19 protein-coding genes and 1 other RNA gene are annotated in these 24,952 nt (G+C 69.7%); 13 read left to right on the forward strand and 7 right to left on the reverse strand.

Annotation, left to right across the window (positions count from 1 at the left end):
* Window positions 1-51 precede the first annotated feature (51 nt).
* The 3 genes from ACIBEI_RS14050 to ACIBEI_RS14060 all read left to right on the forward strand — a co-directional run bounded on the left by ACIBEI_RS14050 (window position 52) and on the right by ACIBEI_RS14060 (window position 3,568).
* Window positions 52-1,296 carry a serine/threonine-protein kinase gene (locus ACIBEI_RS14050; RefSeq protein ID WP_398888424.1) on the forward strand — a complete coding sequence of 415 codons (1,245 nt, stop codon included), beginning with the start codon at window positions 52-54 and terminating at the stop codon, window positions 1,294-1,296.
* 252 nt (window positions 1,297-1,548) lie between these two features.
* Window positions 1,549-2,655, forward strand: a complete 1,107-nt coding sequence (gene prfB, locus ACIBEI_RS14055; protein WP_189843485.1) for a peptide chain release factor 2 — start codon at window positions 1,549-1,551, stop codon at window positions 2,653-2,655.
* 304 nt (window positions 2,656-2,959) lie between these two features.
* Window positions 2,960-3,568, forward strand: coding sequence for an LPXTG cell wall anchor domain-containing protein (locus tag ACIBEI_RS14060; RefSeq protein ID WP_398888426.1), 609 nt, complete (start codon window positions 2,960-2,962; stop codon window positions 3,566-3,568).
* A gap of 169 nt (window positions 3,569-3,737) precedes the next feature.
* Here ACIBEI_RS14060 and ACIBEI_RS14065 read toward each other — a convergent pair whose 3' ends face one another.
* Complete coding sequence (locus ACIBEI_RS14065; RefSeq protein ID WP_055615824.1) at window positions 3,738-3,932, reverse strand: hypothetical protein; 195 nt, start codon at window positions 3,930-3,932, stop codon at window positions 3,738-3,740.
* A gap of 356 nt (window positions 3,933-4,288) precedes the next feature.
* Between ACIBEI_RS14065 and ftsE the strand changes: the two genes are divergently transcribed.
* From ftsE to dacB, 6 genes are all read left to right on the forward strand, one after another.
* Window positions 4,289-4,978, forward strand: coding sequence for a cell division ATP-binding protein FtsE (gene ftsE / locus ACIBEI_RS14070; protein WP_055615825.1), 690 nt, complete (start codon window positions 4,289-4,291; stop codon window positions 4,976-4,978).
* Between the two features lie 88 nt (window positions 4,979-5,066).
* Complete coding sequence (ftsX, locus tag ACIBEI_RS14075) at window positions 5,067-5,984, forward strand: permease-like cell division protein FtsX (protein ID WP_055615826.1); 918 nt, start codon at window positions 5,067-5,069, stop codon at window positions 5,982-5,984.
* Window positions 5,985-6,051: 67 nt separating this feature from the next.
* Entirely contained in the window at window positions 6,052-7,218 is a 1,167-nt protein-coding gene (locus tag ACIBEI_RS14080; RefSeq protein WP_398888429.1) for a S41 family peptidase, read from the forward strand.
* Window positions 7,219-7,322: 104 nt separating this feature from the next.
* The gene (gene smpB, locus ACIBEI_RS14085) at window positions 7,323-7,856 is read left to right on the forward strand and encodes an SsrA-binding protein SmpB (protein WP_186001021.1); all 534 of its coding nucleotides are present in this window, start codon (window positions 7,323-7,325) and stop codon (window positions 7,854-7,856) included.
* A 159-nt stretch (window positions 7,857-8,015) separates the two neighbouring features.
* Window positions 8,016-8,403: a transfer-messenger RNA gene (ssrA, locus tag ACIBEI_RS14090) on the forward strand.
* Between the two features lie 125 nt (window positions 8,404-8,528).
* The gene (gene dacB / locus ACIBEI_RS14095; protein ID WP_398888431.1) at window positions 8,529-10,130 is read left to right on the forward strand and encodes a D-alanyl-D-alanine carboxypeptidase/D-alanyl-D-alanine-endopeptidase; all 1,602 of its coding nucleotides are present in this window, start codon (window positions 8,529-8,531) and stop codon (window positions 10,128-10,130) included.
* A gap of 105 nt (window positions 10,131-10,235) precedes the next feature.
* Here dacB and ACIBEI_RS14100 read toward each other — a convergent pair whose 3' ends face one another.
* The 6 genes from ACIBEI_RS14100 to ACIBEI_RS14125 all read right to left on the reverse strand — a co-directional run bounded on the left by ACIBEI_RS14100 (window position 10,236) and on the right by ACIBEI_RS14125 (window position 18,349).
* The gene (locus ACIBEI_RS14100) at window positions 10,236-11,243 is read right to left on the reverse strand and encodes a LacI family DNA-binding transcriptional regulator (protein WP_398888433.1); all 1,008 of its coding nucleotides are present in this window, start codon (window positions 11,241-11,243) and stop codon (window positions 10,236-10,238) included.
* A gap of 2 nt (window positions 11,244-11,245) precedes the next feature.
* Window positions 11,246-13,537 carry an alpha-xylosidase gene (gene yicI / locus ACIBEI_RS14105; RefSeq protein ID WP_398888436.1) on the reverse strand — a complete coding sequence of 764 codons (2,292 nt, stop codon included), beginning with the start codon at window positions 13,535-13,537 and terminating at the stop codon, window positions 11,246-11,248.
* A 34-nt stretch (window positions 13,538-13,571) separates the two neighbouring features.
* Window positions 13,572-14,393 carry a carbohydrate ABC transporter permease gene (locus ACIBEI_RS14110; RefSeq protein WP_189843479.1) on the reverse strand — a complete coding sequence of 274 codons (822 nt, stop codon included), beginning with the start codon at window positions 14,391-14,393 and terminating at the stop codon, window positions 13,572-13,574.
* Entirely contained in the window at window positions 14,390-15,379 is a 990-nt protein-coding gene (locus ACIBEI_RS14115; RefSeq protein WP_398888438.1) for a carbohydrate ABC transporter permease, read from the reverse strand. The genes ACIBEI_RS14110 and ACIBEI_RS14115 overlap by 4 nt, the downstream gene beginning before the upstream one ends.
* Window positions 15,376-16,674 carry an ABC transporter substrate-binding protein gene (locus tag ACIBEI_RS14120; protein ID WP_398888440.1) on the reverse strand — a complete coding sequence of 433 codons (1,299 nt, stop codon included), beginning with the start codon at window positions 16,672-16,674 and terminating at the stop codon, window positions 15,376-15,378. The genes ACIBEI_RS14115 and ACIBEI_RS14120 overlap by 4 nt, the downstream gene beginning before the upstream one ends.
* A gap of 184 nt (window positions 16,675-16,858) precedes the next feature.
* Entirely contained in the window at window positions 16,859-18,349 is a 1,491-nt protein-coding gene (locus tag ACIBEI_RS14125) for an MFS transporter (protein ID WP_398888442.1), read from the reverse strand.
* 83 nt (window positions 18,350-18,432) lie between these two features.
* Here ACIBEI_RS14125 and ACIBEI_RS14130 point away from each other — a divergent pair, with 83 nt between their 5' ends.
* From ACIBEI_RS14130 to ACIBEI_RS14145, 4 genes are all read left to right on the forward strand, one after another.
* Entirely contained in the window at window positions 18,433-19,404 is a 972-nt protein-coding gene (locus tag ACIBEI_RS14130; protein WP_398888444.1) for a LysR family transcriptional regulator, read from the forward strand.
* A 574-nt stretch (window positions 19,405-19,978) separates the two neighbouring features.
* Window positions 19,979-21,157 carry a hypothetical protein gene (locus ACIBEI_RS14135; RefSeq protein ID WP_398888446.1) on the forward strand — a complete coding sequence of 393 codons (1,179 nt, stop codon included), beginning with the start codon at window positions 19,979-19,981 and terminating at the stop codon, window positions 21,155-21,157.
* On the forward strand, window positions 21,157-23,352 hold the full coding sequence (locus tag ACIBEI_RS14140; protein ID WP_398888448.1) for a glycosyltransferase: 2,196 nt from the start codon (window positions 21,157-21,159) through the stop codon (window positions 23,350-23,352). The genes ACIBEI_RS14135 and ACIBEI_RS14140 overlap by 1 nt, the downstream gene beginning before the upstream one ends.
* 155 nt (window positions 23,353-23,507) lie before the next feature.
* Window positions 23,508-24,911, forward strand: coding sequence for an acyltransferase (locus ACIBEI_RS14145; protein WP_398888450.1), 1,404 nt, complete (start codon window positions 23,508-23,510; stop codon window positions 24,909-24,911).
* Window positions 24,912-24,952: the final 41 nt, after the last annotated feature.

Genomic DNA, 24,952 nt, shown 5'->3' on the forward strand with positions numbered 1-24,952 from the left:
GGCGCTCTGGGCGCGTAGCTTTATCGGCAACACGCGCCCGTAGGAGCAGTCTTGGTACGGAAGATCGGCAGCCGGTACACCGCCAACCAGATTCTGGGGCGGGGCAGCGCCGGCACGGTGTGGCTCGGCGAGGGGCCCGAGGGCCCCGTCGCCATCAAGCTGCTGCGCGAGGACCTCGCGTCCGACCAGGAGCTCGTGGGCCGTTTCGTGCAGGAGCGGACGGCCCTGCTCGGCCTCGACCACCCGCACGTCGTCTCCGTACGCGACCTCGTGGTCGACGGCAACGACCTCGCCCTCGTCATGGACCTCGTCCGCGGTACGGATCTGCGGACCCGGCTCGACCGGGAGCGGCGGCTCGCGCCCGAGGCCGCCGTCGCCATCGTGGCCGACGTCGCGGACGGACTCGCGGCGGCGCACGCGGCGGGGGTCGTGCACCGGGACGTCAAGCCGGAGAACGTGCTGCTCGACATGCAGGGACCGCTCGGACCGGGCGGCTCGCACCCCGCGCTGCTCACCGACTTCGGCGTCGCCAAGCTCATCGACTCACCGCGCCGGACGCGCGCGACGAAGATCATCGGTACGCCCGACTACCTGGCGCCCGAGATCATCGAGGGGCTGCCCCCGCGGGCGGCCGTCGACATCTACGCCCTGGCGACCGTGCTGTACGAACTCCTCGCGGGGTTTACGCCGTTCGGCGGGGGACACCCGGGCGCGGTCCTGCGGCGGCACGTCACCGAGACCGTCGTCCCGCTGCCCGGGATCCCCGAGGAGCTGTGGCAGCTGCTCGTACAGTGCCTGGCGAAGGCGCCCGCCTCCCGCCTGCGGGCGTCCGAGCTGGGCGAGCGGCTGCGGGAGCAGTTGCCGCTGCTGGCCGGGATGCCGCCGCTGGACGTGGACGAGCCGGAGGGCGACGAGGACGGGGGCGGCGGGTACGACGACGGGTCGGCCGAGCCGGAGGCTCCGCGCGAGCGGGTCCGGCGCGGGGCCGTTCCCCTCGTACCCGGGGCCAAGCCGGACTCGAACCGTGACACGCATACGTCGATGAGGGTGCCCGGGCCCGACGAGCTGGCGGGCGGCGCCCGTGGCACGGCCCGCGCTCCGCGTGCCGCCGGGGCGCCCCGGCCGGGGTCCGCCCGCCATCGGGCCGCCGCGGCTCGGCGCCGGCGGATCACGTTGGGGGCGGCGGGGGTGGCGCTCGTCGCCGCGGTGGGGGTTGGCGCGTGGCTCGCCACCTCGGGTGACGACGCGGGCGCGACGCCCTCCGAGACGGAGACATCGGCACCGGCTTCGCCCTGACGGGCCGCTTGTCGTTTTTCGAGTGCGGGCCCGGCGGGGGCTGGTCGCGCAGTTCCCCGCGCCCCTGAAGACGAAAGGCAGGGGCTACGCCCCCGCTTTCGTCTTCAGGGGGCGGTAGCCCTTGCCTTTAAGGGGCGCGGGGAACTGCGCGACCAGCCCCCACCGGGCCCGCACCCAACAAACCGAGCCCAGCAAACACAAGCCCCCCGTTCCACCGGCGGAGCCACTTCGTGGAGCCGTTACGCTGGAGGCGTGGCAGTCGTCGATGTATCCGAAGAGCTCAAGTCCCTCTCCTCGACCATGGAGTCGATCGAGGCCGTCCTGGACCTCGACAAGCTGAGGGCAGACATCGCCGTGCTCGAGGAGCAGGCGGCAGCGCCGTCCCTGTGGGACGACCCGGACGAGGCGCAGAAGATCACCAGCAAGCTGAGCCACCTCCAGGCGGAGGTGCGCAAGGCCGAAGCGCTCCGCGGGCGTATCGATGATCTCAGTGTCCTCTTCGAGATGGCCGAGGAGGAGGACGACCCGGACACCCGGGCCGAGGCCGAGACCGAGCTCACCGCCGTGAAGAAGGCGCTGGACGAGATGGAAGTCCGCACTCTGCTCTCCGGGGAGTACGACTCCCGAGAGGCGCTGGTCAACATCCGCGCGGAGGCCGGTGGCGTGGACGCCGCCGACTTCGCCGAGAAGCTGCAGCGCATGTACCTGCGCTGGGCCGAGCAGCACGGATACAAGACAGAGGTCTACGAGACCTCGTACGCGGAGGAGGCCGGCATCAAGTCGACCACCTTCGCCGTCCAGATCCCGTACGCGTACGGGACGCTCTCGGTGGAGCAGGGCACGCACCGGCTGGTGCGCATCTCGCCCTTCGACAACCAGGGGCGGCGCCAGACGTCGTTCGCGGGTGTGGAGATCCTTCCCGTCGTCGAGCAGACCGACCACATCGAGATCGACGAGTCCGAGCTCCGGGTGGACGTGTACCGCTCGTCCGGGCCCGGCGGCCAGGGCGTCAACACGACCGACTCCGCGGTGCGGCTCACCCACCTCCCCACCGGAATCGTCGTCTCCTGCCAGAACGAGCGGTCGCAGATCCAGAACAAGGCGTCCGCGATGAACGTGCTGCAGGCCAAGCTCCTCGACCGGCGCCGGCAGGAGGAGCAGGCCAAGATGGACGCCCTCAAGGGCGACGGCGGCAACTCCTGGGGCAACCAGATGCGTTCGTACGTCCTGCACCCGTACCAAATGGTCAAGGATCTGCGCACGGAGTTCGAAGTCGGAAACCCCGAGGCCGTTTTCAATGGCGAGATCGATGGGTTCCTTGAGGCCGGAATTCGCTGGCGCAAGCAGCAGGAGAAGTAGGCGACATTTGCAGGCGTCGCTTTGTCGACAGGGCAACTGCCATCCACCGGACGGCAGTTGCCCTTTGTGTAGGCCGATGTCTGGGTTTTACATCACACTCACATGACGCTGTGCCGGTCAAATGAGCTTGATCTGGACATCGCGGTCGCAACGACCTTGACGTTGCATTGAAAAGTGGGAAGGCTAACGCGCGGCATGCGTATCTCTGGGGCGCATGTGAACCGGGGGCTCCACCGAGCTTTCCCCGATGTCGCGGCCCCGGGCGCTGCACCATTGACGATGAGCTACTGGGGGTAGCAACCAGATGACCAAGAAGACGCGCATCCGGATCGCGCGGATAGCCGCCGGCGCGGTGATCGCCGCCGGTGCCTCGCTGACCGCCGCCGGTGCCGCCTCGGCTCTCGATGTCGGTGTCAACGTGGGCGGTCTGAACGTCGGCGCCAGCGCCGACAAGGACGGTGTCGAGGTCGGCCTCAATGTCGAGGACCCGACGACCCCGGCCCCGACTCCCACCGAGCCGACCGAAGAGCCGACGGTGATCCCGACGGAGCCCACGGAGGAGCCGCCCACCGAGGAGCCGCCCACGGAGGAGCCGACCGAGGAGCCCACCGAGCCGACCGATGAGCCCACCGTTGAGCCGAGCGACCCGGGCAACGGCAACGGCGGCGGCACCGGCGGCAACGACACCGACCCCGACGGCGGCTCCCAGCCGGTCGAGCAGGGCGCGGGCAAGGAGAGCCTGACCGACACCGGTTCGGACACCTCCGCCCAGGGCACCGGCGGCGAGCTGGCCGAGACCGGCGCCGCCGAGAACATCACGTACCTGCTGATCGGCGCCGCGACGATGATCGCCGGCGGCATCGGCTTCCGTATGCTGCCCCGCCTGATGAACGGCCGCGGCGCGGCTGCGTGACGGACGTCATGGGCGTACACGCGCGTGAGTGCGTGATGTGAGTGCGTGAGAAGGGCCCGGAGCTTCAAGCTCCGGGCCCTTCTTCATGTCTTGTCCGCAGGCCTTGTCTGCGTCTCGTCGCCCGCTGCCGCCGTGCCTTGTGCGTGCCCGCTCGTGCCTCGCGCGCGTCCTACGCGGTCTGGTGGGCCAGCAGGGCCACTGCCGCGATCAGGATGGCGAGCAGTGCGATCAGCGCCATGGGGTTGAGGCCGCCTCCGAAGGGGCCCTCCTGCTGCAGTCGCGCACGGTTCGCGCGGCAGACGGGGCAGCGGCCTTCGTTCACGGGCGCGGCACAGTTCGCGCACACCAGCCGGTCGTACGTCATGCGCTCGCCCTCCTTGCACCGGTTCCACGTACACAACGCTCTCGGGAACGGATACGTTCCCCCTCCACTGTGCCAGGTTCCTCCGGAGGGTGCGCGGGTTCTCGTGCGGGGGCTGGGCAGGGCGCCCTCCTGAGGGGTGACTCGGGGTCGTTTCGCGGCTGCGGGCGGGTGGGGGCTTGTCGCGCAGTTCCCCGCGCCCCTTACGGGGCGGGGGCCCCGAGCCCTCTTCTCAGGTTGCCCCGCACAAAAGCGCACAACCCTTGCGCAACCTCTCCCGGCGACTGCGCGCGTGTACCCGGGTCGCGTATGGTCACGCTCATCTACCCCCGATATCCCCGACGGCCTGTGGTGCATCCGTGATCCGATTCGACAACGTATCCAAGGTCTACCCCAAGCAGACCCGCCCCGCTCTGAGGGATGTGTCCCTGGAGGTCGAGCGAGGCGAGTTCGTGTTCCTGGTGGGGTCCTCCGGCTCCGGAAAGTCCACCTTCCTGCGGCTGATCCTCCGCGAGGAGCGGACCAGCCACGGTCAGGTGCACGTGCTGGGCAAGGACCTCGCGCGCCTCTCCAACTGGAAGGTGCCGCAGATGCGCCGCCAGCTCGGGACGGTGTTCCAGGACTTCCGCCTCCTGCCGAACAAGACGGTCGGCGAGAACGTCGCCTTCGCGCAGGAGGTCATCGGCAAGTCGCGCGGCGAGATCCGCAAGTCCGTGCCGCAGGTGCTCGACCTCGTCGGGCTCGGTGGCAAGGAGGACCGGATGCCCGGTGAGCTGTCCGGTGGTGAGCAGCAGCGGGTGGCGATCGCGAGAGCGTTCGTCAACCGGCCCAAGCTGCTGATCGCGGACGAGCCGACCGGAAACCTCGACCCGCAGACCTCCGTCGGCATCATGAAGCTGCTCGACCGGATCAACCGGACGGGCACGACCGTGTTGATGGCGACGCACGACCAGAACATCGTGGACCAGATGCGCAAGCGCGTCATCGAGCTGGAGAAGGGCCGACTAGTCCGCGACCAGGCGCGCGGCGTGTACGGCTACCAGCACTGACCGCGACCTCCCTCACGCTCGCGGCGCCACCGCGGAGCAGGGGGAGGACTCCCCACGCATCCGCCACGGAAAGGCCTGAGAAGACGCCATGCGCGCCCAGTTCGTTCTGTCGGAGATCGGTGTCGGTCTCCGCCGCAATCTGACGATGACCTTCGCGGTCGTCGTCTCGGTCGCCCTGTCCCTCGCCCTGTTCGGCGGTTCGCTCCTGATGAGCGACCAGGTGAACACGATGAAGGGCTACTGGTACGACAAGGTCAACGTCTCGATCTTCCTCTGCAACAAGAGCGATGCGGAGTCCGACCCCAACTGCGCCAAGGGAGCGGTCACCACCGAGCAGAAGAAGCAGATCGAGACCGACCTCGACAAGATGTCCGTCGTCGAGACCGTCTCGCACGAGTCCAGCGACCAGGCGTACAAGCACTACAAGGAGCAGTTCGGCGACTCCCCGCTCGCCGCCTCGCTCACCCCGGACCAGATGCAGGAGTCCTTCCGCATCAAGCTCAAGGACCCGGAGAAGTACCAGGTCATCGCGACCGCCTTCGACGGCCGTGACGGCGTGCAGTCCGTACAGGACCAGAAGGGCATCCTCGACAACCTCTTCGGGCTCCTCAACGGCATGAACTGGGCCGCCCGCGCGGTGATGGCGATGATGCTCGTCGTCGCGCTGATGCTGATCGTCAACACGGTGCGCGTCTCCGCCTTCAGCCGTCGGCGTGAGACCGGGATCATGCGCCTGGTGGGCGCCTCCGGCTTCTACATCCAGGCGCCGTTCATCATGGAGGCCGCGGTCGCCGGGCTCATCGGCGGCGGGGTGGCGTGTGCCTTCCTGCTGATCGCCCGGTACTTCATCATCGACCACGGTCTGGCCCTGTCGGAGAAGCTGAATCTGATCAACTTCATCGGCTGGGACGCCGTTCTCACGAAGCTGCCGCTCATCCTCGCGACGAGTCTGCTGATGCCCGCGCTTGCCGCGTTCTTCGCGTTGCGCAAGTACCTGAAGGTGTGATGCATGACAAGAGGGCCGTACCGGCAAGCGCCGGTACGGCCCTTCTCGTTGTCCTAGACTCACCGGCATGTCAGGCCGTGACCTGTTCTGTCAGCCCCGCCGCTTCGGCCGCGGGGCGGCCCTGACGTTGGTCTTCGCGAGCGTTCTCGCGGCGGGCGCCGCGACCGGCTCGTTCGACACCCCCGGCCGCAAGAGCGCCTCCCCGTCCACCAGGTCCGCCCCCGCGGGCCACCAGGAGGACGTCGCCGACGCCGCCGCCGAGGCCATGGCCGACGGCAAGTCCCCGGTGGAGGCCGCCGAGCGGGCCGTCAGCCGCAGCGGCGACCGCTGGGGCGCGGTCTACTCCCCGGGCGAGTACGAGGAGTTCGAGGAAGCCCTCGACGGCCAGTACACCGGCGTCGGCCTGTGGGCCCGGCGCGAGCGCGACGGACGTATCGAGGTGACCCGGGTTCAGTCCGGCTCGCCCGCGCAGGCCGCCGGGATCCGCGAGGGCGACCGGCTGCGCAGCATCGACGGCCACCGGGTCGACGGCAGGCCCGTCACGGAGGTCGTCTCATTACTGAGGGGCGACGCCACCGACGCGAGCGCCGGAACGACCGTCGCACTCGGCCTTGAGCGCGGCACGCGCGCGTGGCGCGAGACCCTGCGCCGGGCCCGTCTGTCCACCGACTCCGTGACGGTCCGCGAACTGCCCGGCGGCGTCACCGTGATCAAGGTCGCCGCCTTCACCAAGGGCTCCGGCGACCTCGTACGGACCGCCGTGGCCGACGCCCCCACGGGCACCGGGGTCGTCCTCGATCTGCGCGGCAACTCCGGCGGCCTGGTCACCGAGGCCGTCACCGCCGCCTCCGCCTTCCTCGACGGCGGCCTCGTCGCCACGTACGACGTGAACGGCGACCAGCGCGCCCTGCACGCCGATCCAGGCGGTGACACCACCAGACCCCTGGTCGCGCTCGTCGACGGCGGCACGATGAGCGCGGCCGAGCTCCTCACGGGGGGCCTCCAGGACCGCGGTCGTGCGGTCGTCGTGGGCTCCAGGACCTTCGGCAAGGGCTCGGTCCAGATGCCGAGCCGGCTGCCCGACGGCTCCGTCGCCGAGCTGACCGTCGGGCACTACCGCACCCCCTCCGGCCGCGGGGTCGACGGCCGCGGCATCACCCCCGACCTGGAGGCCGACGAAGGCTCGCTGGAGCGGGCCGAGACCGTACTGAGCGGGCTCGGCGACCCCTCGTAACCGACCGGACACGGCATTCTGGGCCGACGGTCCGCGTCTCCCGTAATCGGCTTTCCCTCGTGGGCCCCTCTAGTGCGAAAATGGCCAGCACTATGAGCAAGGGCATGTACGTACCGAAAGAATCCCAGCCGAAGCAGGGAGGGGGCACCTCCGGCAAGGTCAAGGACGGCAAGCGCAAGATCGTCGCGCAGAACAAGAAGGCGCGGCACGACTACGCCATCATCGACACCTACGAGGCCGGGCTCGTCCTCACCGGCACGGAGGTGAAGTCCCTGCGCCAGGGCCGGGCCTCGCTGACCGACGGCTTCGTCCAGATCGACGGGAACGAGGCGTGGCTGCACAACGCCCACATCCCCGAGTACAGCCAGGGCACGTGGACCAACCACACCGTGCGCCGCAAGCGGAAGCTGCTCCTGCACCGCGAGGAGATCGACAAGCTGGCGTCGAAGTCCGAGGAGACGGGTCACACGATCGTGCCCCTCGCCCTCTACTTCAAGGACGGCCGCGCGAAGGCCGAGATCGCGCTCGCCCGGGGCAAGAAGGAGTACGACAAGCGGCAGACCCTCCGCGAGAAGCAGGACCGGCGGGAGTCGGACCGCGCGATCGCTGCGGCCAAGAGGAAGCAGCGGGGCGAGTAGCAGCGGGGCGAGTGGCGGGCCGGTGGGCGCCTCGCCGCCGGGCCGCGGGGAATACGGTGGCATGGGTGCGCGTTGGTCACGTACGATGGCACTGCACCTCATAGCAGGTGCGTACCTCTTCGCTTGGAGAAGTTCCGGAGAGGATTGAAAAATCAACATGGGGATGATCGGTTTCGACAGCGGCTGTTGAAGCAGGGGAAGCGTGTCGAGGAAGCGGCAATGATCTCGTTAACCATATGTCGCAACCAATAATCGCCAATTCCAAGAGCGATTCCCAGTCCTTCGCCCTCGCTGCCTAATAAGCAGTGAGTGAGGGACCCTAATGGGTGTCAGCCCGGGGGTGTTCCCGACCCGGACCCTGGCATAATCTAGGGAACTAAACCATCGAGCCCGGTCACGGGGTTCGCTGGGAAATCAAACAGTGACTGGGCCCGTCGGCGACTTGTTCGCGTGATCGCCGGGGCCGAGAAAATCGCAGCGAACTGCACACGGAGAAGCCCTGATTCTGCACCGGTGGACGCGGGTTCGATTCCCGCCATCTCCACTCATCCCATGTTAAACAAAGGCCTCGCTGCCCAGGCAGCGAGGCCTTTGTCGTGTTTGCCTACTGTCCATGAGGTGCGTCCTCCGGGATGCTCCTGTGGCATGAGTAGACCCGTGAGCAGACCCGTGATGAGAACTGCGAAGAGTTCTGGGGAGCGCGTCAACTCCCGTATGAAGCGGTGGATCTGGCCCGTCGTCATCGGGCTCGCGGCGGCCGCGCTCGGCTCGGGATCGCCGGCCGGGGCGGACGCCGACCGGAGCGGACTGCCGGAGGCCATCGACACCATCCTCGGGGACAGCCGGATGGAGGGCGGGGCGGCGAGCGTCGTGGTCGCCGATGCCGCGAGCGGCGATGTGCTGTACCAGCACCGGCCGACCGAGCGGCTGATGCCCGCCTCCAACACCAAACTGCCCACCTCGGCCGCGGCGATGGAGATCCTCGGCCCCGACCACACGTTCACGACGGACGTCCTGGCGAACGGCAGGCGGCAGGGCTCCGTCCTGCGCGGCGACTTGTATCTGCGCGGCAGCGGTGACCCGACCGCACTCGCCAAGGACTACGACGCACTGGCCGCCGACCTCGCCGAGTCCGGCGTCACCCGTGTCGACGGGCGGCTCCTCGCCGACGACACCCGCTTCGACAGCTCCCGGCTCGGCCGGTCCTGGGCCGCCGACGACGAGTCCGCGTACTACTCGGCGCAGATCAGCGCGTTGAGCGTCGCGCCCGACACCGACTACGACACCGGGACCGTGATCGTGGAGGTCGCGCCGGGCACCGAGGCCGGGGACGAGCCGACCGTCACCGTCACGCCGAAGACGGACTACGTCGACCTGGACGTCCGGGCCACGACCGTCGCCGCGGGCGGCTCGAACGACCTCACCGTCGAGCGGGAGCACGGCACCAACACCATCGTGGTCAGCGGTACGACGCCCGTGGGCGGCTCCGGCGCCACGGAGTGGGTGAGCGTGTGGGAGCCCACCGGGTACGCGGCCGCCGTCTTCCGGGACGCGCTCGCCGCGCACGGGGTGAAGGTGACTGGACCGACCCGGCTGGGACGCGCAACGCCCGCGGGGGCACGGCAGCTCGCCTCGCACGCCTCGATGCCGCTGAAGGAACTGCTGATCCCCTTCATGAAACTGTCCAACAACATGCACGCCGAAATTCTCACCAAGGCCATGGGCCGCAAGGTCTCGGGGGAGGGCAGCTGGAGCGCCGGGCTCGCCGCCATCAGCGGTTACGCGAAGGGCGTCGGCGTCGACACGGGCAAGCTGCGGCAGGTCGACGGGTCGGGGCTCTCCCGGATGAACAACTTCACCGCCGGCCAGTTCAGCAAGCTACTGCTCGCGGTGCGGGCCGAGCCCTGGTACGCCGACTGGTACAAGTCCCTGCCCGTCGCCTGCGGCCCCGACCGCTTCGTGGGCGGCACCCTACGGACCAGGATGTGCGGGACGCCCGCGGCGCTCAACGCCCGTGGCAAGACCGGCTCGTTGACCGGCGCGTCCGCGCTCTCCGGGTACGTGACGGGCGCGGACGGGCGCGAACTCGTCTACAGCATCGTGCTCAACAACTACCTCGCCTCCTCCGTGAAGCCGCTGGAGGACGCGATCGTGGTGACGCTGGCGCGATCCACGGCGGACGCGGCCGTGCTCGTGAAGCCGGGAGGCGCCGCGCGGGCCGCCGAGCGGAACGCGGACCTGGAGTGCTCGTGGCGCAAGCCGGGGGAGTGCTGAGGGAGTGAGTGTGGCGCGGCTGAGGGAGTGAGGCTGCGGTCCAGGGTGTCTCGTCGACGCCCTGGACCGAACAGGGCTCCGTACGGCCCACGGCCAGGGCCCCGGTCACGGCCGCGGCATCGTGCTCGCCCGTACCGTCAGCCGTGGCGAGAGCAGTGTGGCCTCCGGTACGGCCGTGGCGCCGCCGAGCTTCCTCATCAGCAGGTCCACCGCTCCCGTGCCCACCTCGGCGGTCGGCAGGGCGATCGAGGTGACGGGGACGCGGGTCTGGTCGGCCACCTCGTCAGGGCAGATCGCCGTGACCGACAGATCCCCGGGAACCCGTAGACCGAGTGCCTCGAACGCGTCGATCAGCGGCTCCAGGACCGGCTCGTTGTGCACCACGACACCCGTCAACGCGGGCCGCTCCCGCAGGAGTTGCTCCGCGACCTGCCGGGCCGCCGCAGGTGCCGCCTCGCACGGGTGCACCGAGGAGGACAGGCCATTGCGGTCGGCCGCGGCCGTGAAGCCCTGGACCACTCGTTGGGCGAACCCGGTCTCCCGTACGTACACCTCGGGCGGTGAGCCCACCAGGCCGATCACCCGGTGTCCGAGGCCGGCGAGATGCTCGACGCACAGTTCGCCCGCCGCCCTGAAGTCCAGGTCGATGCAGGTCAGCCCGGCGGGGTCGGCCGGGAAGCCGATGAGCACCGACGGGCGGTCCAGGGAGCGCAGCAACGGCAGGCGCCGGTCGTGGAGTTGGACGTCCATCACGATCAGCGCGTCCACGAGGGCGGTGTCCGCGACCCGGCGCAGCCCGTCCTCGCCCTCCTCCTGAGTGAGCAGCAGCACGTCGTGGTCGTGCCGGCGTGCGGCCGTCACCACGGACACCGCGAACTGCATCACCACCGGCACATGGATGCCGGCCCGTAAGGGCACCACCAGCGCGAGCACGTTCGACCGACTGCTCGCGAGGGCCCGGGCGCCCGCGTGCGGCCGGTAGCCCAGCTCGCGGATGCTGTCCTCGACGCGCTGCCGGGTCTCCTCGGAGATCGGGCGCTTGCCGCTGAGCGCGTACGAGACGGTACTGGCGGACACCCCCGCGTGCCGTGCCACATCGGTGATCTTCACCATGCTCAGCCCCGCTCCTGCTCGCGGCCCGGCTGAGGGGACTCGGGGCCCAGCTCAAGGGAGAGGAACCCGGTCCCGGCCTTCGCCCGCGCCACCCGTTCCCCGGCCGCCAGCGCCCAGGGCGCCGACGGATCGCTCGACGAGGCCCGCAGTGTGTCACCTTCGCGTACGACGGTGAAGGTCACGCCGTCCACGGGCACCGTGACCTGCGCGCCGCGATCGAGCCCGTACACGTGCAGGGTCACCCCGTCGGCGTGCGGATAGTCCGGCCGGTCGTCCACGGCTCCCACCGGGATCACCGCGCCCGGCCTGACGAGGAGCGGCACGCTGGAGAAGCCGTGCTTCTCGCGCACCCAGCGCGGACCGGTCACCTGGCGTCCGGTGAGGAAGTGGGTCCAGGTGCCCTCGGGCACGTAGTACGACACCTCGCCGTCGTCGGAGAACACCGGGGCGACCAGCAGATCCGGGCCGAGCATGTACTGCCGTTCCAGGTGCGCGCACCCGGGGTCGTCCGGGAACTCCAGGAGCATCGCGCGCATCATCGGCACGCCCTCGGTGTGCGCGGTGCGGGCGGCCTCGTACAGATACGGCATGAGGCGCAGCTTCAGCCGGGTGAAGAGGCGCAGGACGTCCACGGCCTCCTCGTCGAAGAGCCAGGGCACCCGGTAGGAGGAGCTGCCGTGCAGTCGGCTGTGCGAGGAGAGCATGCCGAAGGCGAGCCACCGTTTGAAGAGGGCCGGTGTCGGTGTGCCCTCGAAGCCGCCGATGTCGTGGCTCCAGTAGCCGAACCCGGACAGGCCGAGTGACAGGCCGCCGCGCAGCGACTCCGCCATCGACTCGTAGGTCGCCTCGCAGTCGCCGCCCCAGTGCACGGGGAACTTCTGGCTGCCGGCGGTCGCCGAGCGCGCGAAGACGACGGCCTCCGCCTCGCCCCGGTGCTTGCGCAGCACGTCGAAGACGGTCCGGTTGTAGAGGTAGGTGTAGTAGTTGTGCATCCGCTCGGGGTCGCCGCCGTCCGCGTACGCCACGTCGAGCGGGACCCGCTCCCCGAAGTCGGTCTTGAAGCAGTCGACGCCCTGTGCGAGCAGCGCCTCCAGCTTCGACGCGTACCAGTCGCGGGCGGCCTCACTGGTGAAGTCGACCAGTGCCATGCCCGGTTGCCACAGGTCCCACTGCCAGACGCTGCCGTCCGGCCGCTTCAGCAGGTGCCCGAGCGCCTTGCCCTCCGCGAACAGCGGTGAGCGCTGCGCGATGTACGGGTTGATCCACACGCTGATGTGCAGCCCGCGCTCCTTCAGCCGGGCCAGCATCCCCTCCGGGTCCGGGAAGACCCGGGGATCCCACTCGAAGTCGCACCAGTTGAACTCCCGCATCCAGAAACAGTCGAAGTGGAAGACGGAGAGCGGGAGTTCGCGCTCCTTCATGCCGTCGATGAAGGAGGTCACGGTCGTCTCGTCGTACGACGTGGTGAAGGACGTCGACAGCCACAGCCCGAACGACCAGGCCGGCGGCAGCGCCGGACGGCCGGTGAGGGCCGTGTACTTGCGGAGGATGTCCTTCGGGCTCGGGCCGTAGATGACGTAGTACGTCAACTGCTGTGTCTCGGCGCTGAACTGCACCCGGGACACCGCCTCCGAGCCGACCTCGAACGAGACCCGGCCCGGATGGTCGACGAACACGCCGTAGCCGGCGTCCGTCAGATAGAACGGCACGTTCTTGTACGCCTGTTCCGTGGCCGTGCCCCCGTCGGCGTTCCACATGTCGACGACCTGGCCGTTCTTGACCAGCGGCCCGAAGCGCTCGCCGAGTCCGTAGACCTGTGTGCCCACACCGAGGTTGAGCTGCTCGCGCAGATAGTGGCCGCCCGTGCCCGCGTCCCGCATGATGCCCATGCCCTTGGCGCCGCTGGTGGTCAGCGTGCGGCCGTCGGCCAGGAAGTCGACGTGCCAGGGTCCGGTGCGGCTCACTCGCACGGACAGGGCGCCCGCGGTGAGGGTCGCGGACTCCTCGTCGTACTCGGCGTGCGCAGTGAAGTCCTCCTTTCCCAACTCGAATTGAGGGCCGCGCGGCTCCTCGCCCTCGAAGTGCGTGAACGTGACGCCGATGACGTCCGGCATCGGTGCGTGTGCGCTGATCGTCACGACCGGTCCCTTCAGCAGGTCGCCGCGGTGGCGGATGGGCTGTGTCGGCGCGTGGATCGCCAACGCGCCCTGACCGGCGGTCACATCGAGGACCTCGACCGGATGGGCGGCGCTCACACCCTCGCGCAGCATCCAGTAGCCGTCGGTGAACTTCACACGCACACCCCTTACTTGGCCGCGCTCAGGGCGGTCACTTGACCGCGCCCACGGCGATGCCGCGGGTGAGCGTCCGCTGGAAGACGAGGAAGAAGACAAGAGCGGGCAGGACGCCCAGGAGAGCGGCGGCGTTCGTCATCGTGGCGTCCATCAGGCGCTGGCCCTGGAGGACGCCGAGCGCCACCGACACGGTCTGGTTGTCGTTGGAGATCAGCATGACCAGGGGGAGCAGGAACTCGTTCCAGGTCCAGATGAAGAAGAAGACCAGGAGTACGCCGATGGTGGGGCGGCTGACCGGCACCACGATCCGCCACAGCACCTGCCACTTGTTCGCTCCGTCGATCCGGGCGGCCTCGATGATCTCGCGCGGGAACTGGCCGAGGACCGAGGCGAGGAGATACGTGCCGAAGGCGGCCTGGATCACGACGAAGACGATGATCACGCTGAGCCTGGTGTCGTACAGGCCCGCTTCCTTGCTCAGGTAGTAGACCGGGTAGACCAGCGCCTCCTGCGGCAGCATGTTCGCCAGCACGAAGAAGGCGAGCACCCAGGTGCGGCCCCTGATCCGGCCGATGCCGATCGCGTACGCGTTGAGGACCGACAGGACGACGGCGCCCAGGGCCACCGACCCGCTGATGAGCACCGAGTTGACCAGCTTCTGCCCGAAGTCGACGCGCTCCCAGAAGTCCTTCAGACCGTCGAGATAGACGCCCTCGGGAAGGCTCAGCGGGCCGTTCGACGAGTACTCGGCGGGCGACTTCACCGCGTTGACGGCGACGATCAGGAAGGGCAGGACCATGAAGAGGGCCCCGATGAACAGGGCGACGAGGACGGGATAGCGGCGGAGGGCTGTCATACCCGGAGCCCTTCCTCTGCGTCTTCGGCGCGGGTCTGGAGCTTCAGCCCCGCGAGGGCGAGGACGAGGATGATCACGGTCAGGACCGTGGAGATCGCCGCCCCGTAGCCCACCTGCGTCTTCTCGAAGAAGGTGGTGAAGGAGAAGTAGGAGGGGACGTTCGTGGCCCCGCCTGGCCCGCCCTTCGTGAGGACGTACACCGCGCCGAACACCTTGAGCGCGGCGATCGTGCACCAGAGGAGTACGACGTAGATCTCGGGCCTGATCTGCGGCAGCGTGATGTGCCAGAACCGCCGCCACCAGCCCGCCCCGTCCAGCTCGGCGGCCTCGTACAGCTGCGGGTCGACGCGTTGCAGGCCCGCCATGAAGACGACGAGCGGGAAGCCGATCTGCACCCAGACCATCACGCCCATGACGGTGTAGAGCGCGAGGTCGGGGTCGCCGAGCCAGTCCTGCTGGAGGCTGCCGAGGCCGATGGCCTTCAGCAGCTCGTTCAGCGAGCCGTTCTCCGGCGCGAGGATCCAGCTCCACACGATGCCCGCGACCGCGATCGGCAGCACCTGCGGCAGATAGAAGCAGGCCCGCAGCACGGCGACCGTCCTGCTGCCGAAGTGCTTGCCGACGAAGTCGAACAGGGCGGCGGCGAGGACGAGTCCGACGACGGTCGGTACGGCCGCCATCGCCACGACCATGAACAGGCTGTGCCGGAAGGACGCCCAGAACTCCGAATCGTCCAGCAGCTCCCGGTAGTTGGCGAGCCCGGTCCACTTCGGCGTACCCACGCCCTGCCACTCGGTGAAGCTCACGCCCGTGTTCATCAGGAACGGCACGACGATGATCGCGAAGAAGGCGAGCGCTCCGGGGAGCAGGAACAGCGCGTACGAGTCGCGGGGGCGGCGCGGGTGTTTTGCGTGTTGATGCGCTTCGACGATCGGGCCGCCCCCGAACCGGCCGCCCCTGCCGCGCCGTTCGACCGTGACGGTCATGGGGCCGGTACACCCTTGTCGTACGCCTCCCGCACCGCGTCCAGGTACGCGTCCGGCTTCGCGCTCCCCGTGATCAGCTTCTGGGTCTCGGAGACGAGCACGTCGTAGAAGCCGGCGGCCGGCCAGTCGGGGTAGAAGGCCAGGCCGTCCCGCCCGGCGAGGGTGTTGAAGTTGGCGATGAGCCCCTTGGAGCGCGGGTCCGTGATGGCGGCGGGGTCGGCGGACACCGGGACTCCGCCGTTGTTGCCGAGCAGGTTCTGGATCTTCTTCGACATGGTGATGTCGATGAAGTCGTACGCCAGATCCTTGTTCTTGGCGCCCTTGGGGACCACCCAGAGGTTGCCGCCGGAGCCGAGGGTCATGTTCGAGCCGGGCCACAGGAAGGTGCCCCAGTCGGCCTTGCTCTCCGCGACGAAGCGGCCGTACCACCAGCTGCCCGAGAACAGGATCGGGCTCTTGCCCTGGATGAAGGAGACCCCGGCGTCCTCCGCCTTCGTACCGGTGGACTTCTCGCTGATGTAGCCCTTCTTCACCCAGTCCGCGAAGGTCTCGGCGCCGTACGTCCAGGCGGCGTCGTGGAAGTCGGGCTTGCCCTTGTAGAGCTCGTACGAGTCCACCCAGGCGCGGTCGGCCTTCGACAGCGCCAGCTGGTAGAGGTACTGCTGGGCGACGTACTCGGCGCCCGCGTTGGCGAGCGGGGTGATGCCCTCGTCGACGAACCTGTCCATGGCGGCGGTCAGTTCGTCGAAGGTCTTCGGTTCGGCGATCCCGTACTTCTTGAAGAGGTCCTTGTTGTAGAACACCATCGTGTACTCGGCGTAGTTGGGGATCCCGTACCACTTGCCGGAACCCATCACGCCCTTGGCGTCGTACTGGCTGGTGGTCCGCACGCCGGCGCTGAGCTTCTTGTCCCAGCCGCGCTTGGTGACCTCCGCGGACAGATCGGTGAGGAGTCCCTGCTGGGAGAGGTGCCCGGCCGTCGCGTTGCCCTTGTTGTACTCCATGAGGTCGGGCGCGTCATTGGAGTTGAGGACCATCGGGGCCGTCTTCTGGATCTGTTCGAAGCCCTTCTCCTCGAACTTCACCTCGACGCCCGGATGGGTCCTCTCGAACTCCTTGATGGCCTCTTTCCAGGCCACGCCCATCGCGCTGTTGGGTGCTTCGTAGTGCCACAGTTTGAGTGTCTTGCCATCGGAGGACCCGCTGTCCGAGTCGCCGCCGCAGGAGGCCAGCAACAGGGTGGTGCTCACCACCGCCGCGGCCGCGGCCATCACACGCCTTCGTGCCGTCAACATCCAGTGCCTCCGGGGAGTCGGATGGGATATCGGGACATCACGCAGCGTTCATCGAATCGATTCGATGCGCGATGTCGAAGCGCTTCGACGGGGGAAGGTATGTGGGGGCTGTGAGCGCGTCAATGGGGTGCGCGTGAATTGGGGCGGGCGTTCGGTGGGTCGAACGGGGGCGGGTGGGGTGTCCTCAGCGCCGGGCCTGGGGCTGGGTCGGGTCCGAGGCCTGGGAGTGGGTTGGGGATGGGGTTGGCGCTGAGGACGCGGCTGGGGCTGGGGCTGGGGCCGGGGCTCGGCGGCCCGTCGTCGTCGTGACGGAGATCAGGAGGGCGGCCGCCGCCGCTGCGACCGGCACCCCGTAGGCCGCGGTCGCCGACACGTGCTCCACGACCCATCCGCCGGCCGCGGCCCCACAGGCGATCCCGCCCAGCAGCCCGGTCACCGCCAGGGTCATCCCCTCGTTCAACCGGCCCTCGGGTGTCCGGTGCTGGACCAGGGTCATGCCCGTGACCATCGCGGGGGCGGTCGCCATCCCGGCCACGAGCAGCGCCTCGGCGAGCACCACGAGGGAACCCGTGAGCGAGGCGGCAAGGAGCGGCAGCCACATCAGCAGGGCCATCGCGGCGAGGCTCCACGGGTGTCGCCGCTCGGCCGGACCCGCCGGCTTCAGAGCCCCGTAGAGGAGCCCTGCGGCGCATGATCCGGCCGCCTGGAGCCCGAGGACCATCCCGGCCGCAGCCCGGTGCCCCTGCGCGTCGGCGAACGCGATCGTCACCACCTCCATCGAGCCGAACACCGCACCGGTGGCGAGGAACCCGACCAGCAGCGGCGGCATCCCGGGCGCCAGGGCCGGTGACCGGGTGGCTGTGGCCGTACGGCCCCGGGCGGGCGGTTCCGTCGAGCGCTGGGCGGCGAAGGTCAGCACGCCGGTCAGCAGCAGGACGACCCCGACGAGGGTGCCGGCCTCCGGGAACAGGGCCCCGCACAGGAACGCGGCCAGCACCGGCCCGAGCATGAAGCACAGCTCGTCGGCGGCCTGCTCGAAGGAGTTCGCGGTGTGGAGGCGTACCGGATCGCCCTTCAGCAGATACGCCCAGCGCGCCCGGGACATACCGCCGGTGTTGGGCGTGGTCGCCGTGGCGGCGTACGCGGCGAACAGCGTCCAGTCGGGCGCCCCGTACCGGACGCAGAGCACCAGCGCGAGCGAGCCGAGCGCGGCGACCGCCGTCGCGGGCACGGCGATCCGCGCCTGCCCGTGCCGGTCGACCAGCCGCGCCGTCCAGGGCGCCACGACCGCGGTCGCCGCCAGGCCGGTCGCGGTGACGGCACCGGCGAGCGCGTACGAGCCCCTTGTCCCCGCGATCATGATCACCGCGCTCACGCTGAACATGCCCATGGGGAGCCGCGCGATCAGATTCCCCAGGGTGAAGGCCCGGGTGCCGGGGATGGTGAAGAGGCGGCGGTACGGGCTGCCTCCCTGTGGGGCGCGGTCGTGCCGAGGCTGTTTCCGGCCAGGGGCGGGGCCGGGGCCGCCGGTCCGCCGCCGTGGTCCGAAATCGGCCACCACCAGGCTGTCGGCGGTGACGGCGGGGACGGTCGTACGTGCGTCGGGGAGGGGCCGGGGATACGGCCGAGGGGGCTGCTGAAGCTGCTGAAGGGATGGTCTGGGTGGTCGCGGCATGGATCAACGTTCGCCCGGGCCGTCGGCGGGGGTCCAACACTTACTCCGTACCGATTGACGCACCCGCGTTGTAGGTTCGCCGGATGCCCGCCCATCTCGACCCCCGCCTGCTGCGCGCCTTCCTTGCCGTCGCCGAGGACCTGCACTTCACGCGCGCGGCCGCCCGGCTGTACGTCGCCCAGCAGGCCCTCAGCCGTGACATCCGGCGGCTGGAGCGGGAGTTGGGCGCCACCCTCTTCGTACGCACCACCCGGCAGGTGACGCTCACCCTCGACGGCGAGCGGCTGCTGCCCTACGCGCGGCGGGCGCTGGAGGCGCAGGACGAGCTGCTCTCCGCCTTCGGGCGGCCGGACGCCGAGCGGCCTCTGCTCGTGGACGTGAACAGCCCCGGGCTGGTCTCCGGGCGCGTGCTGGCCCTGGCCCGTGAACTCGCTCCGGACTGCGAGCTGATGACCCGCTTCGAGAGCGGCCTCACCGGCGCCGCCGCCGAACTGCTCGCCGGGCGGCTCGACGCGTCCTTCGGCCGGTTCGCGGGCCTGGACCCGGCGGTCCGCGCCGGTCTGGAACAGCAGCCCGTGAGGTACGAGCCCATGGCGGTCGTGCTGCCGGAGGACCACCGGTTGGCTGGATTGGATGCAATACCGCTCGACGCGCTGGCGGGCGAACAGGTGTACGCCGGAGCCGGGAATCCCCGGACGCTGGAGTGGACGGACCTCGCCCATCAGCTCTTCGAGGGACGCGGGATCGAGGTCGCGGCACCGGCACCGCTCGCCGTCGGCACCGAGGAGTTCCAGAGGATCATGGCCAAGAAACGAAACCCCGTCCTGGCCGTGATGGATTTTCCGGCCATGCCCAAATCCGTCCTCCGGCCCCTCGTCGACCCCGTACCGCTGTCACCAGTGTCGCTGGTGTGGCGGAAGGGACTGATGCATCGTGGAGTGAAGGCGTTGCGCACTGCGGCGGCGCGGCTTGCGGGGGCGGAAGGGTGGCTGGAGGTCCCTCCGGAGGGTTGGATTCCGGCCACAGATGCACTCATCATGATGAGCCGGGCCTGACACAGAACCCTCACTGTTGCTTACGTGCGCTACATTCATGGGCCGGGTGCAGTGTGATAAAGGGGGCGCTCGGGCCGGATGGGGGTCCGGTCCGGACGACGAGTACGAGTGCCCGGGTCGTACACGGCACCCCTGGAACCAGTCCCGTGGGGGGATGTGCGTGCGCGTGGAAAGTTGGCGGGAAGACGCCCAACCGGGTCGGAGCGATTCCGATCGTCCGGGTGAGCGTGGAGCCGATCGGTCGGCCCGTCGTAAGGACGGTCAGTCGTTCCGTGGTGAGGCCGGTCAGGCGGCCCCTCGGGAGACGGATCAGTCGTTTCGCGGCGACTCCGGTGGCGATGGGTTCGACGGCAGAGCCTCCGGCGGCAGAGCCTCCGGCCGTGGGGACTTCGACCGTGGTGATTCCGGCCGTGGTGATTCCGGGCGGTGGGATTCCGGCCGGCGCGACATCGACGGGCGTGACATCCAGGGGCGTGACACCGACCGGCCTGACACCGACCGGCGTGACGCCGACCGGCGTGACGCCGATGAGCGTGGGACCGACGTGTGGTTCCGCCGTGCCGCGGCGCCGTCGGTGCCGCGGCAGAGAGACGACGAGCCGAACGACTACGAGCCGAACGACAACGAGCCGAACGACAACGACGACGAGCCGAACGACGACGGGCGGAACAACGACGTGCTGAGCGACGACCGGCGCGGTGACGGCCTGCGTGGTGACGGCCTGCGTGGTGACGGCCCGTGGAGCGACGGCGAGTACCGGAAGTACGGCGAGCGCGGTGAACACGGTGCACGCGGTGAGCGCGGGGAACAGAGAGACGGTGACTCGGGCGTGAGCCTGTCGCAGCCCGGCAGGTCCGGAGGGTCCGCCGGGCCGGTCGGGCCCGTAGTGTCCACCGAGCCCGCCGTGTCCACCGAGACCGTCATATCCACAGGGTCGGCCGGATCCACAGGGTCGGCCGGATCCATCGGGTCAGCGGGATCCGCCGGCGCCGCCTGGGACGACGCCGACTCCGACGCCGCCCAGGGCTCCTGGCAGGAGTCCGAACACCCCGAGCACACCCATGACCCGCACGAGGTCACGGTCCAGCTCGACGGTGTGGGACGGCAGCTGGAGGACTGGCTCGTCCAGCAGGCCAAGGGTGCCCCCAGCACCAAGGAGGCCTCGGACGGCCCGGTCTTCGTCGACGAGACGGGCCGCCGCAGCCGCAGATACCGCAGGATCGGCATGGCCGTCGGCATGGCCTGCGCGGTCTACGCGGTGGTCATCCTCGCCACGCTCCTGTCGGGCAACTCCAGCGCGCCCTGGCTCCCCGAACTGGGCCAGGAGCAGGAGGACAAGCCGGCCGGAAAGGTGGAGATCCCGCCGCTGCCCGCCGACTCCGCGGACCCGTCCGGCTCGGTGGTCCCCTCGCCCGGCGTGACGCCGTCGGCCGGCGGCACGGTGAGCAACGCGCCGGGCGCCGGCACCTCGACGGGCCCGTCCGCCAGCCCCACGGGCACGGGGAAGAGCACCGACCCGAAGCCGTCGGCGACCAACACGAAGCCCACCACGCCGAAGCCGACGAACACCGCGCCGTCGAACACGCCTCCGGTCTCACCCGATCCCGAGCCGAGCGTCAGCGTCAGCAGCGACCCCTCTGACCCGCCGGCCGACACCGATACGGTCGCCGGTGACCCGCTCACGCCCGGTCCCGTCGTGTCGCCGGACCCGAGCGCCGCCCCAACCGCACAGTCCCCGGAGAACACCCTCTGATGGCACCCCGCACCAGCCGCCGCGGTGCAGAGCGGGGCGCCGTCCGGCGTCGACGCCTGCCCATGCGTTATCTACTGCCCTCGCTCGTCCTCGTCGCCCTGATGGCGATGCTGATGCTGCGCGGCTTCGTCCACAGCGAGATCCTCGCCGACCACCGCGTCCAGTCGCCGGCCGCCTCCGACCGGGTCCCCAAGGAGATCCTGGAGGGCGGCCCGGTGATCGACACCCGCAACGGCCGCGAGGACAGTGTGCACGTCCCGGACCGCAAGCTGGTCCTGACGTTCGACGACGGCCCGGACCCCGAGTGGACGCCCAAGGTGCTCGACGTGCTCAAGAGGCACGACGCGCACGCCGTCTTCTTCATCACCGGCACCATGGCCTCGCGCTACCCGGACCTCGTCCAGCGCATGGTCGACGAGGGCCACGAGATCGGTCTGCACACCTTCAACCACCCCGACCTCTCGCTCCAGTCCAAGAGCCGGATCGACTGGGAGCTGTCCCAGAACCAGCTCGCGCTGGCGGGCGCGGCCGGCATTCGGACCTCTCTCTTCCGGCCGCCGTACTCGTCGTTCGCGGGCCAGATGGACAACAAGTCGTGGCCGGTGACCGAGTACATCGGCAGCCGCGGCTACATCACGATCGTCAACAACACCGACAGCGAGGACTGGCGCAGGCCGGGCGTCGAGAAGATCATCAGCAACGCCACGCCCAAGGGCGGCAAGGGCGCCGTCGTGCTGATGCACGACTCCGGCGGCGACCGCTCGCAGACCGTGGCAGCGCTCGACCGGTTCATCACCGGACTCCAGGACGACGGCTACCGCTTCGACACGCTCACCGCGGCCCTGAAGGTGCCCAGCGCGCACACCCAGGTCACGGGCCTCGACCTGTGGAAGGGCAAGGCGTGGGTCGTGGCGGTCCAGGCCTCCGAGAACACGACCTCCGTCCTGGTCGTCGGCCTCGCCATCATCGGCGCCCTCGTCCTCGCCCGCTTCGGGCTGATGCTGCTGCTCTCCGTCCTGCACGCCCGCAAGGTCCGCCGCCGCGGCTTCAGTTGGGGCCGGCCGATCACCGAACCGGTCTCCGTCCTGGTGCCCTCCTACAACGAGGCGAAGTGCATCGAGCAGACGGTCCACTCGCTCGTGGCGAGCGATCACCCCATCGAGGTGATCGTGATCGACGACGGGTCGAGCGACGGCACCGCGCGCATCGTCGAGAACCTGCGCCTGCCGAACGTACGCGTCGTGCGCCAGCTCAACGCGGGCAAGCCCGCCGCCCTCAACAGGGGTGTGGCGAACGCCCGTTACGACCTCATCGTGATGATGGACGGCGACACCGTCTTCGAACCGGCCACAGTCCGCGAGCTGGTCCAGCCCTTCGGCGACCCGAGCGTCGGCGCCGTCGCGGGCAACGCGAAGGTCGGCAACCGCGACTCGCTGATCGGCGCCTGGCAGCACATCGAGTACGTGATGGGCTTCAACCTCGACCGCCGTATGTACGACATGCTCAACTGCATGCCGACCATCCCGGGCGCGGTCGGTGCCTTCCGGCGCTCCGCCCTCAAGCGCGTCGGCGGCATGAGCGACGACACGCTCGCCGAGGACACCGACATCACCATCGCGATGCACCGCGACGGCTGGCGGGTCGTGTACGCGGAGAACGCCCGCGCGTGGACCGAGGCCCCGGAGTCCGTCCAGCAGCTGTGGTCCCAGCGCTACCGCTGGTCGTACGGCACGATGCAGGCGATCTGGAAGCACCGCAGGGCGATCATCGAACGGGGCCCGTCGGGCCGCTTCGGCCGCGTGGGCATGCCCCTCGTCTCCCTCTTCATGATCCTGGCCCCGCTCCTGGCCCCGCTGATCGACGTGTTCCTCCTCTACGGACTCATCTTCGGCCCCACCGAGCAGACGATCCTCGCCTGGTTCGGCGTCCTGGCGGTCCAGGCGATCTGCGCGGCGTACGCGTTCCGCCTGGACAAGGAACGCATGACCCACCTCCTCTCCCTCCCGCTCCAACAGATCCTGTACCGCCAGCTCATGTACGTCGTGCTGCTCCAGTCCTGGATCACCGCCCTCACCGGCGGCCGACTGCGCTGGCAGAAGCTCCGGCGCACGGGCGCGGTCGGCCTTCCCGGCGCCGCGGGCCCGGGCGGCGGCGCCGCGCAGCAACCGGAGATGGACCGGAGGCCGGTCGGATGAGCACGCCGCCTTCCGGGACTCCTTGGCCGGAGCCGGCCTCCGGCACTCCGTGGCCGGGTACAGACGCAGGAGCAGGCACAGGTACCGGAATCGGTACGGGCACAGGTACCGGAATCGGTACCGGCACAGGCACATGGGCCGGACAGGACACCTCGATGCAGGACTCGTACGACGGGACGTTCCCCGGCCCCGCGGCGGCACCGGGTTACCCGGACGGCGGTCCGACGGCGACGAAGCCGGGATGGGGTTCGGGACCGGGTTCGGGGCTGGGGCCGGGCTCGGGCTCGGAAACGGCCTCGGGGTCGGAACCGGGCTGGGGGCCGGAACCGGGCTCGGCGTCGAACTCCGTGTTGGGCGCTGCTCCGGACTCCGCTTCGGACTCCGCCTCGGCGTCGGTGAAGCGGTCGGGCCCCGTCCGGGACCGTTACTTCGACCTGCTCCGGGCGCTCGCCCTTTTCCGGGTGGTGCTCTACCACCTCACGGGCTGGGCCTGGCTGCCGCTGGTGTTCCCGTCCATGGGCGTGATGTTCGCGCTGGCCGGCAACCTGATGGCCCGCTCGCTGAAGCGCCCGGCCCCGCAGGTGATCCGCAGCCGTATCCGCCGCCTCATCCCCCCGATCTGGCTGCTCGGCGCGATCGGCGTCACCGGCATGGTCCTCCAGGGCTGGGGCCCGGACGAGGACGGCCACCCGGGCTGGTGGCTCCTCCACCTCACCTTCTGGATCCTCCCGATCAGCGATCCGCCGTACGCCGAGGGGCTGCCCGGAATCCACGGCTTCATCGGCGACAACTGGGCCTCGGACCTGGCGGGCCCGCTCTGGTACGTGCGCGCGTACCTCTGGTACGTACTGCTGTCGCCGTTCCTGCTCCGCGCTCTGCGCGCGCTGCCGGTGGCGACGATCGCGGCGCCGATCGCGCTGTCGGCGGCGTTCCAGCTCGAGTGGCTGTCGCTCCCCGGTGAGCGAATTCCGTCCGCCCTGACGGACTTCAGCACGTTCGGAGCGTGCTGGATCCTCGGCATGGCGCACCAGGAGGGAATCCTGCAGCGCCTCCCGCGCTACGTGGTCCCTTCCGTCGCCCCGGCCATCGCCCTGCTGGGCCTCTGGTACGCCACGAACAACAACTTCACCGAGGGACACGACCTGGACAGCATCCCGCTGGCCCAGGCCCTCTGGTCCTGCGGCACCGTGATGCTCCTGCTGCACTTCAGCCCGTCCTGGTCCGAATGGCCACGCCGACTGCGCCGCTGGGACAAGCCGATCACCCTCCTCAACTCCCGTGCCGTGACGATCTATCTCTGGCACAACACCTGCATCCTCATCGCCGCGACGCAGTGGGACCGCCTGTGGAACTTCGACGTGCTGTGGCAGAACGTCCCCTGGCTCCTGGAAAGCCCCTGGCCAGTCCTCGCCCTCACCTGGGTCCTCATCGGAGCCTGCGTCCTCTCCTTCGGCTGGGCGGAGGACGTGGCGGCGAAACGTCGCCCCCAGCTGTGGCCGACGGGCTCGAAGAAGAAGCCGGTCGCCGGCTCGCGGGGACATAGGGCTGGAGCGCGGTAGAAGACGCGGGACTTCGACGTCGGGACTTCGACGTGGAGGTG

It is taken from the genome of Streptomyces sp. NPDC050988 (genome assembly GCF_044456225.1).
In the GTDB taxonomy this organism is placed as follows: domain Bacteria; phylum Actinomycetota; class Actinomycetes; order Streptomycetales; family Streptomycetaceae; genus Streptomyces.

What these genes read in the sequence shown, in the direction of transcription:
- ACIBEI_RS14060 (WP_398888426.1), top strand. Translation starts at nt 2,960, where the DNA reads ATGACCAAGAAGACGCGCATCCGGATCGCGCGGATAGCCGCCGGCGCG.
- ACIBEI_RS14065 (WP_055615824.1), bottom strand. Translation starts at nt 3,932, where the DNA reads ATGACGTACGACCGGCTGGTGTGCGCGAACTGTGCCGCGCCCGTGAAC.
- ftsX (WP_055615826.1), top strand. Translation starts at nt 5,067, where the DNA reads ATGCGCGCCCAGTTCGTTCTGTCGGAGATCGGTGTCGGTCTCCGCCGC.
- ACIBEI_RS14080 (WP_398888429.1), top strand. Translation starts at nt 6,052, where the DNA reads ATGTCAGGCCGTGACCTGTTCTGTCAGCCCCGCCGCTTCGGCCGCGGG.
- smpB (WP_186001021.1), top strand. Translation starts at nt 7,323, where the DNA reads ATGTACGTACCGAAAGAATCCCAGCCGAAGCAGGGAGGGGGCACCTCC.
- dacB (WP_398888431.1), top strand. Translation starts at nt 8,529, where the DNA reads ATGAGAACTGCGAAGAGTTCTGGGGAGCGCGTCAACTCCCGTATGAAG.
- ACIBEI_RS14100 (WP_398888433.1), bottom strand. Translation starts at nt 11,243, where the DNA reads ATGGTGAAGATCACCGATGTGGCACGGCACGCGGGGGTGTCCGCCAGT.
- ACIBEI_RS14110 (WP_189843479.1), bottom strand. Translation starts at nt 14,393, where the DNA reads ATGACAGCCCTCCGCCGCTATCCCGTCCTCGTCGCCCTGTTCATCGGG.
- ACIBEI_RS14115 (WP_398888438.1), bottom strand. Translation starts at nt 15,379, where the DNA reads ATGACCGTCACGGTCGAACGGCGCGGCAGGGGCGGCCGGTTCGGGGGC.
- ACIBEI_RS14120 (WP_398888440.1), bottom strand. Translation starts at nt 16,674, where the DNA reads ATGTTGACGGCACGAAGGCGTGTGATGGCCGCGGCCGCGGCGGTGGTG.
- ACIBEI_RS14125 (WP_398888442.1), bottom strand. Translation starts at nt 18,349, where the DNA reads ATGCCGCGACCACCCAGACCATCCCTTCAGCAGCTTCAGCAGCCCCCT.
- ACIBEI_RS14130 (WP_398888444.1), top strand. Translation starts at nt 18,433, where the DNA reads ATGCCCGCCCATCTCGACCCCCGCCTGCTGCGCGCCTTCCTTGCCGTC.
- ACIBEI_RS14140 (WP_398888448.1), top strand. Translation starts at nt 21,157, where the DNA reads ATGGCACCCCGCACCAGCCGCCGCGGTGCAGAGCGGGGCGCCGTCCGG.
- ACIBEI_RS14145 (WP_398888450.1), top strand. Translation starts at nt 23,508, where the DNA reads ATGCAGGACTCGTACGACGGGACGTTCCCCGGCCCCGCGGCGGCACCG.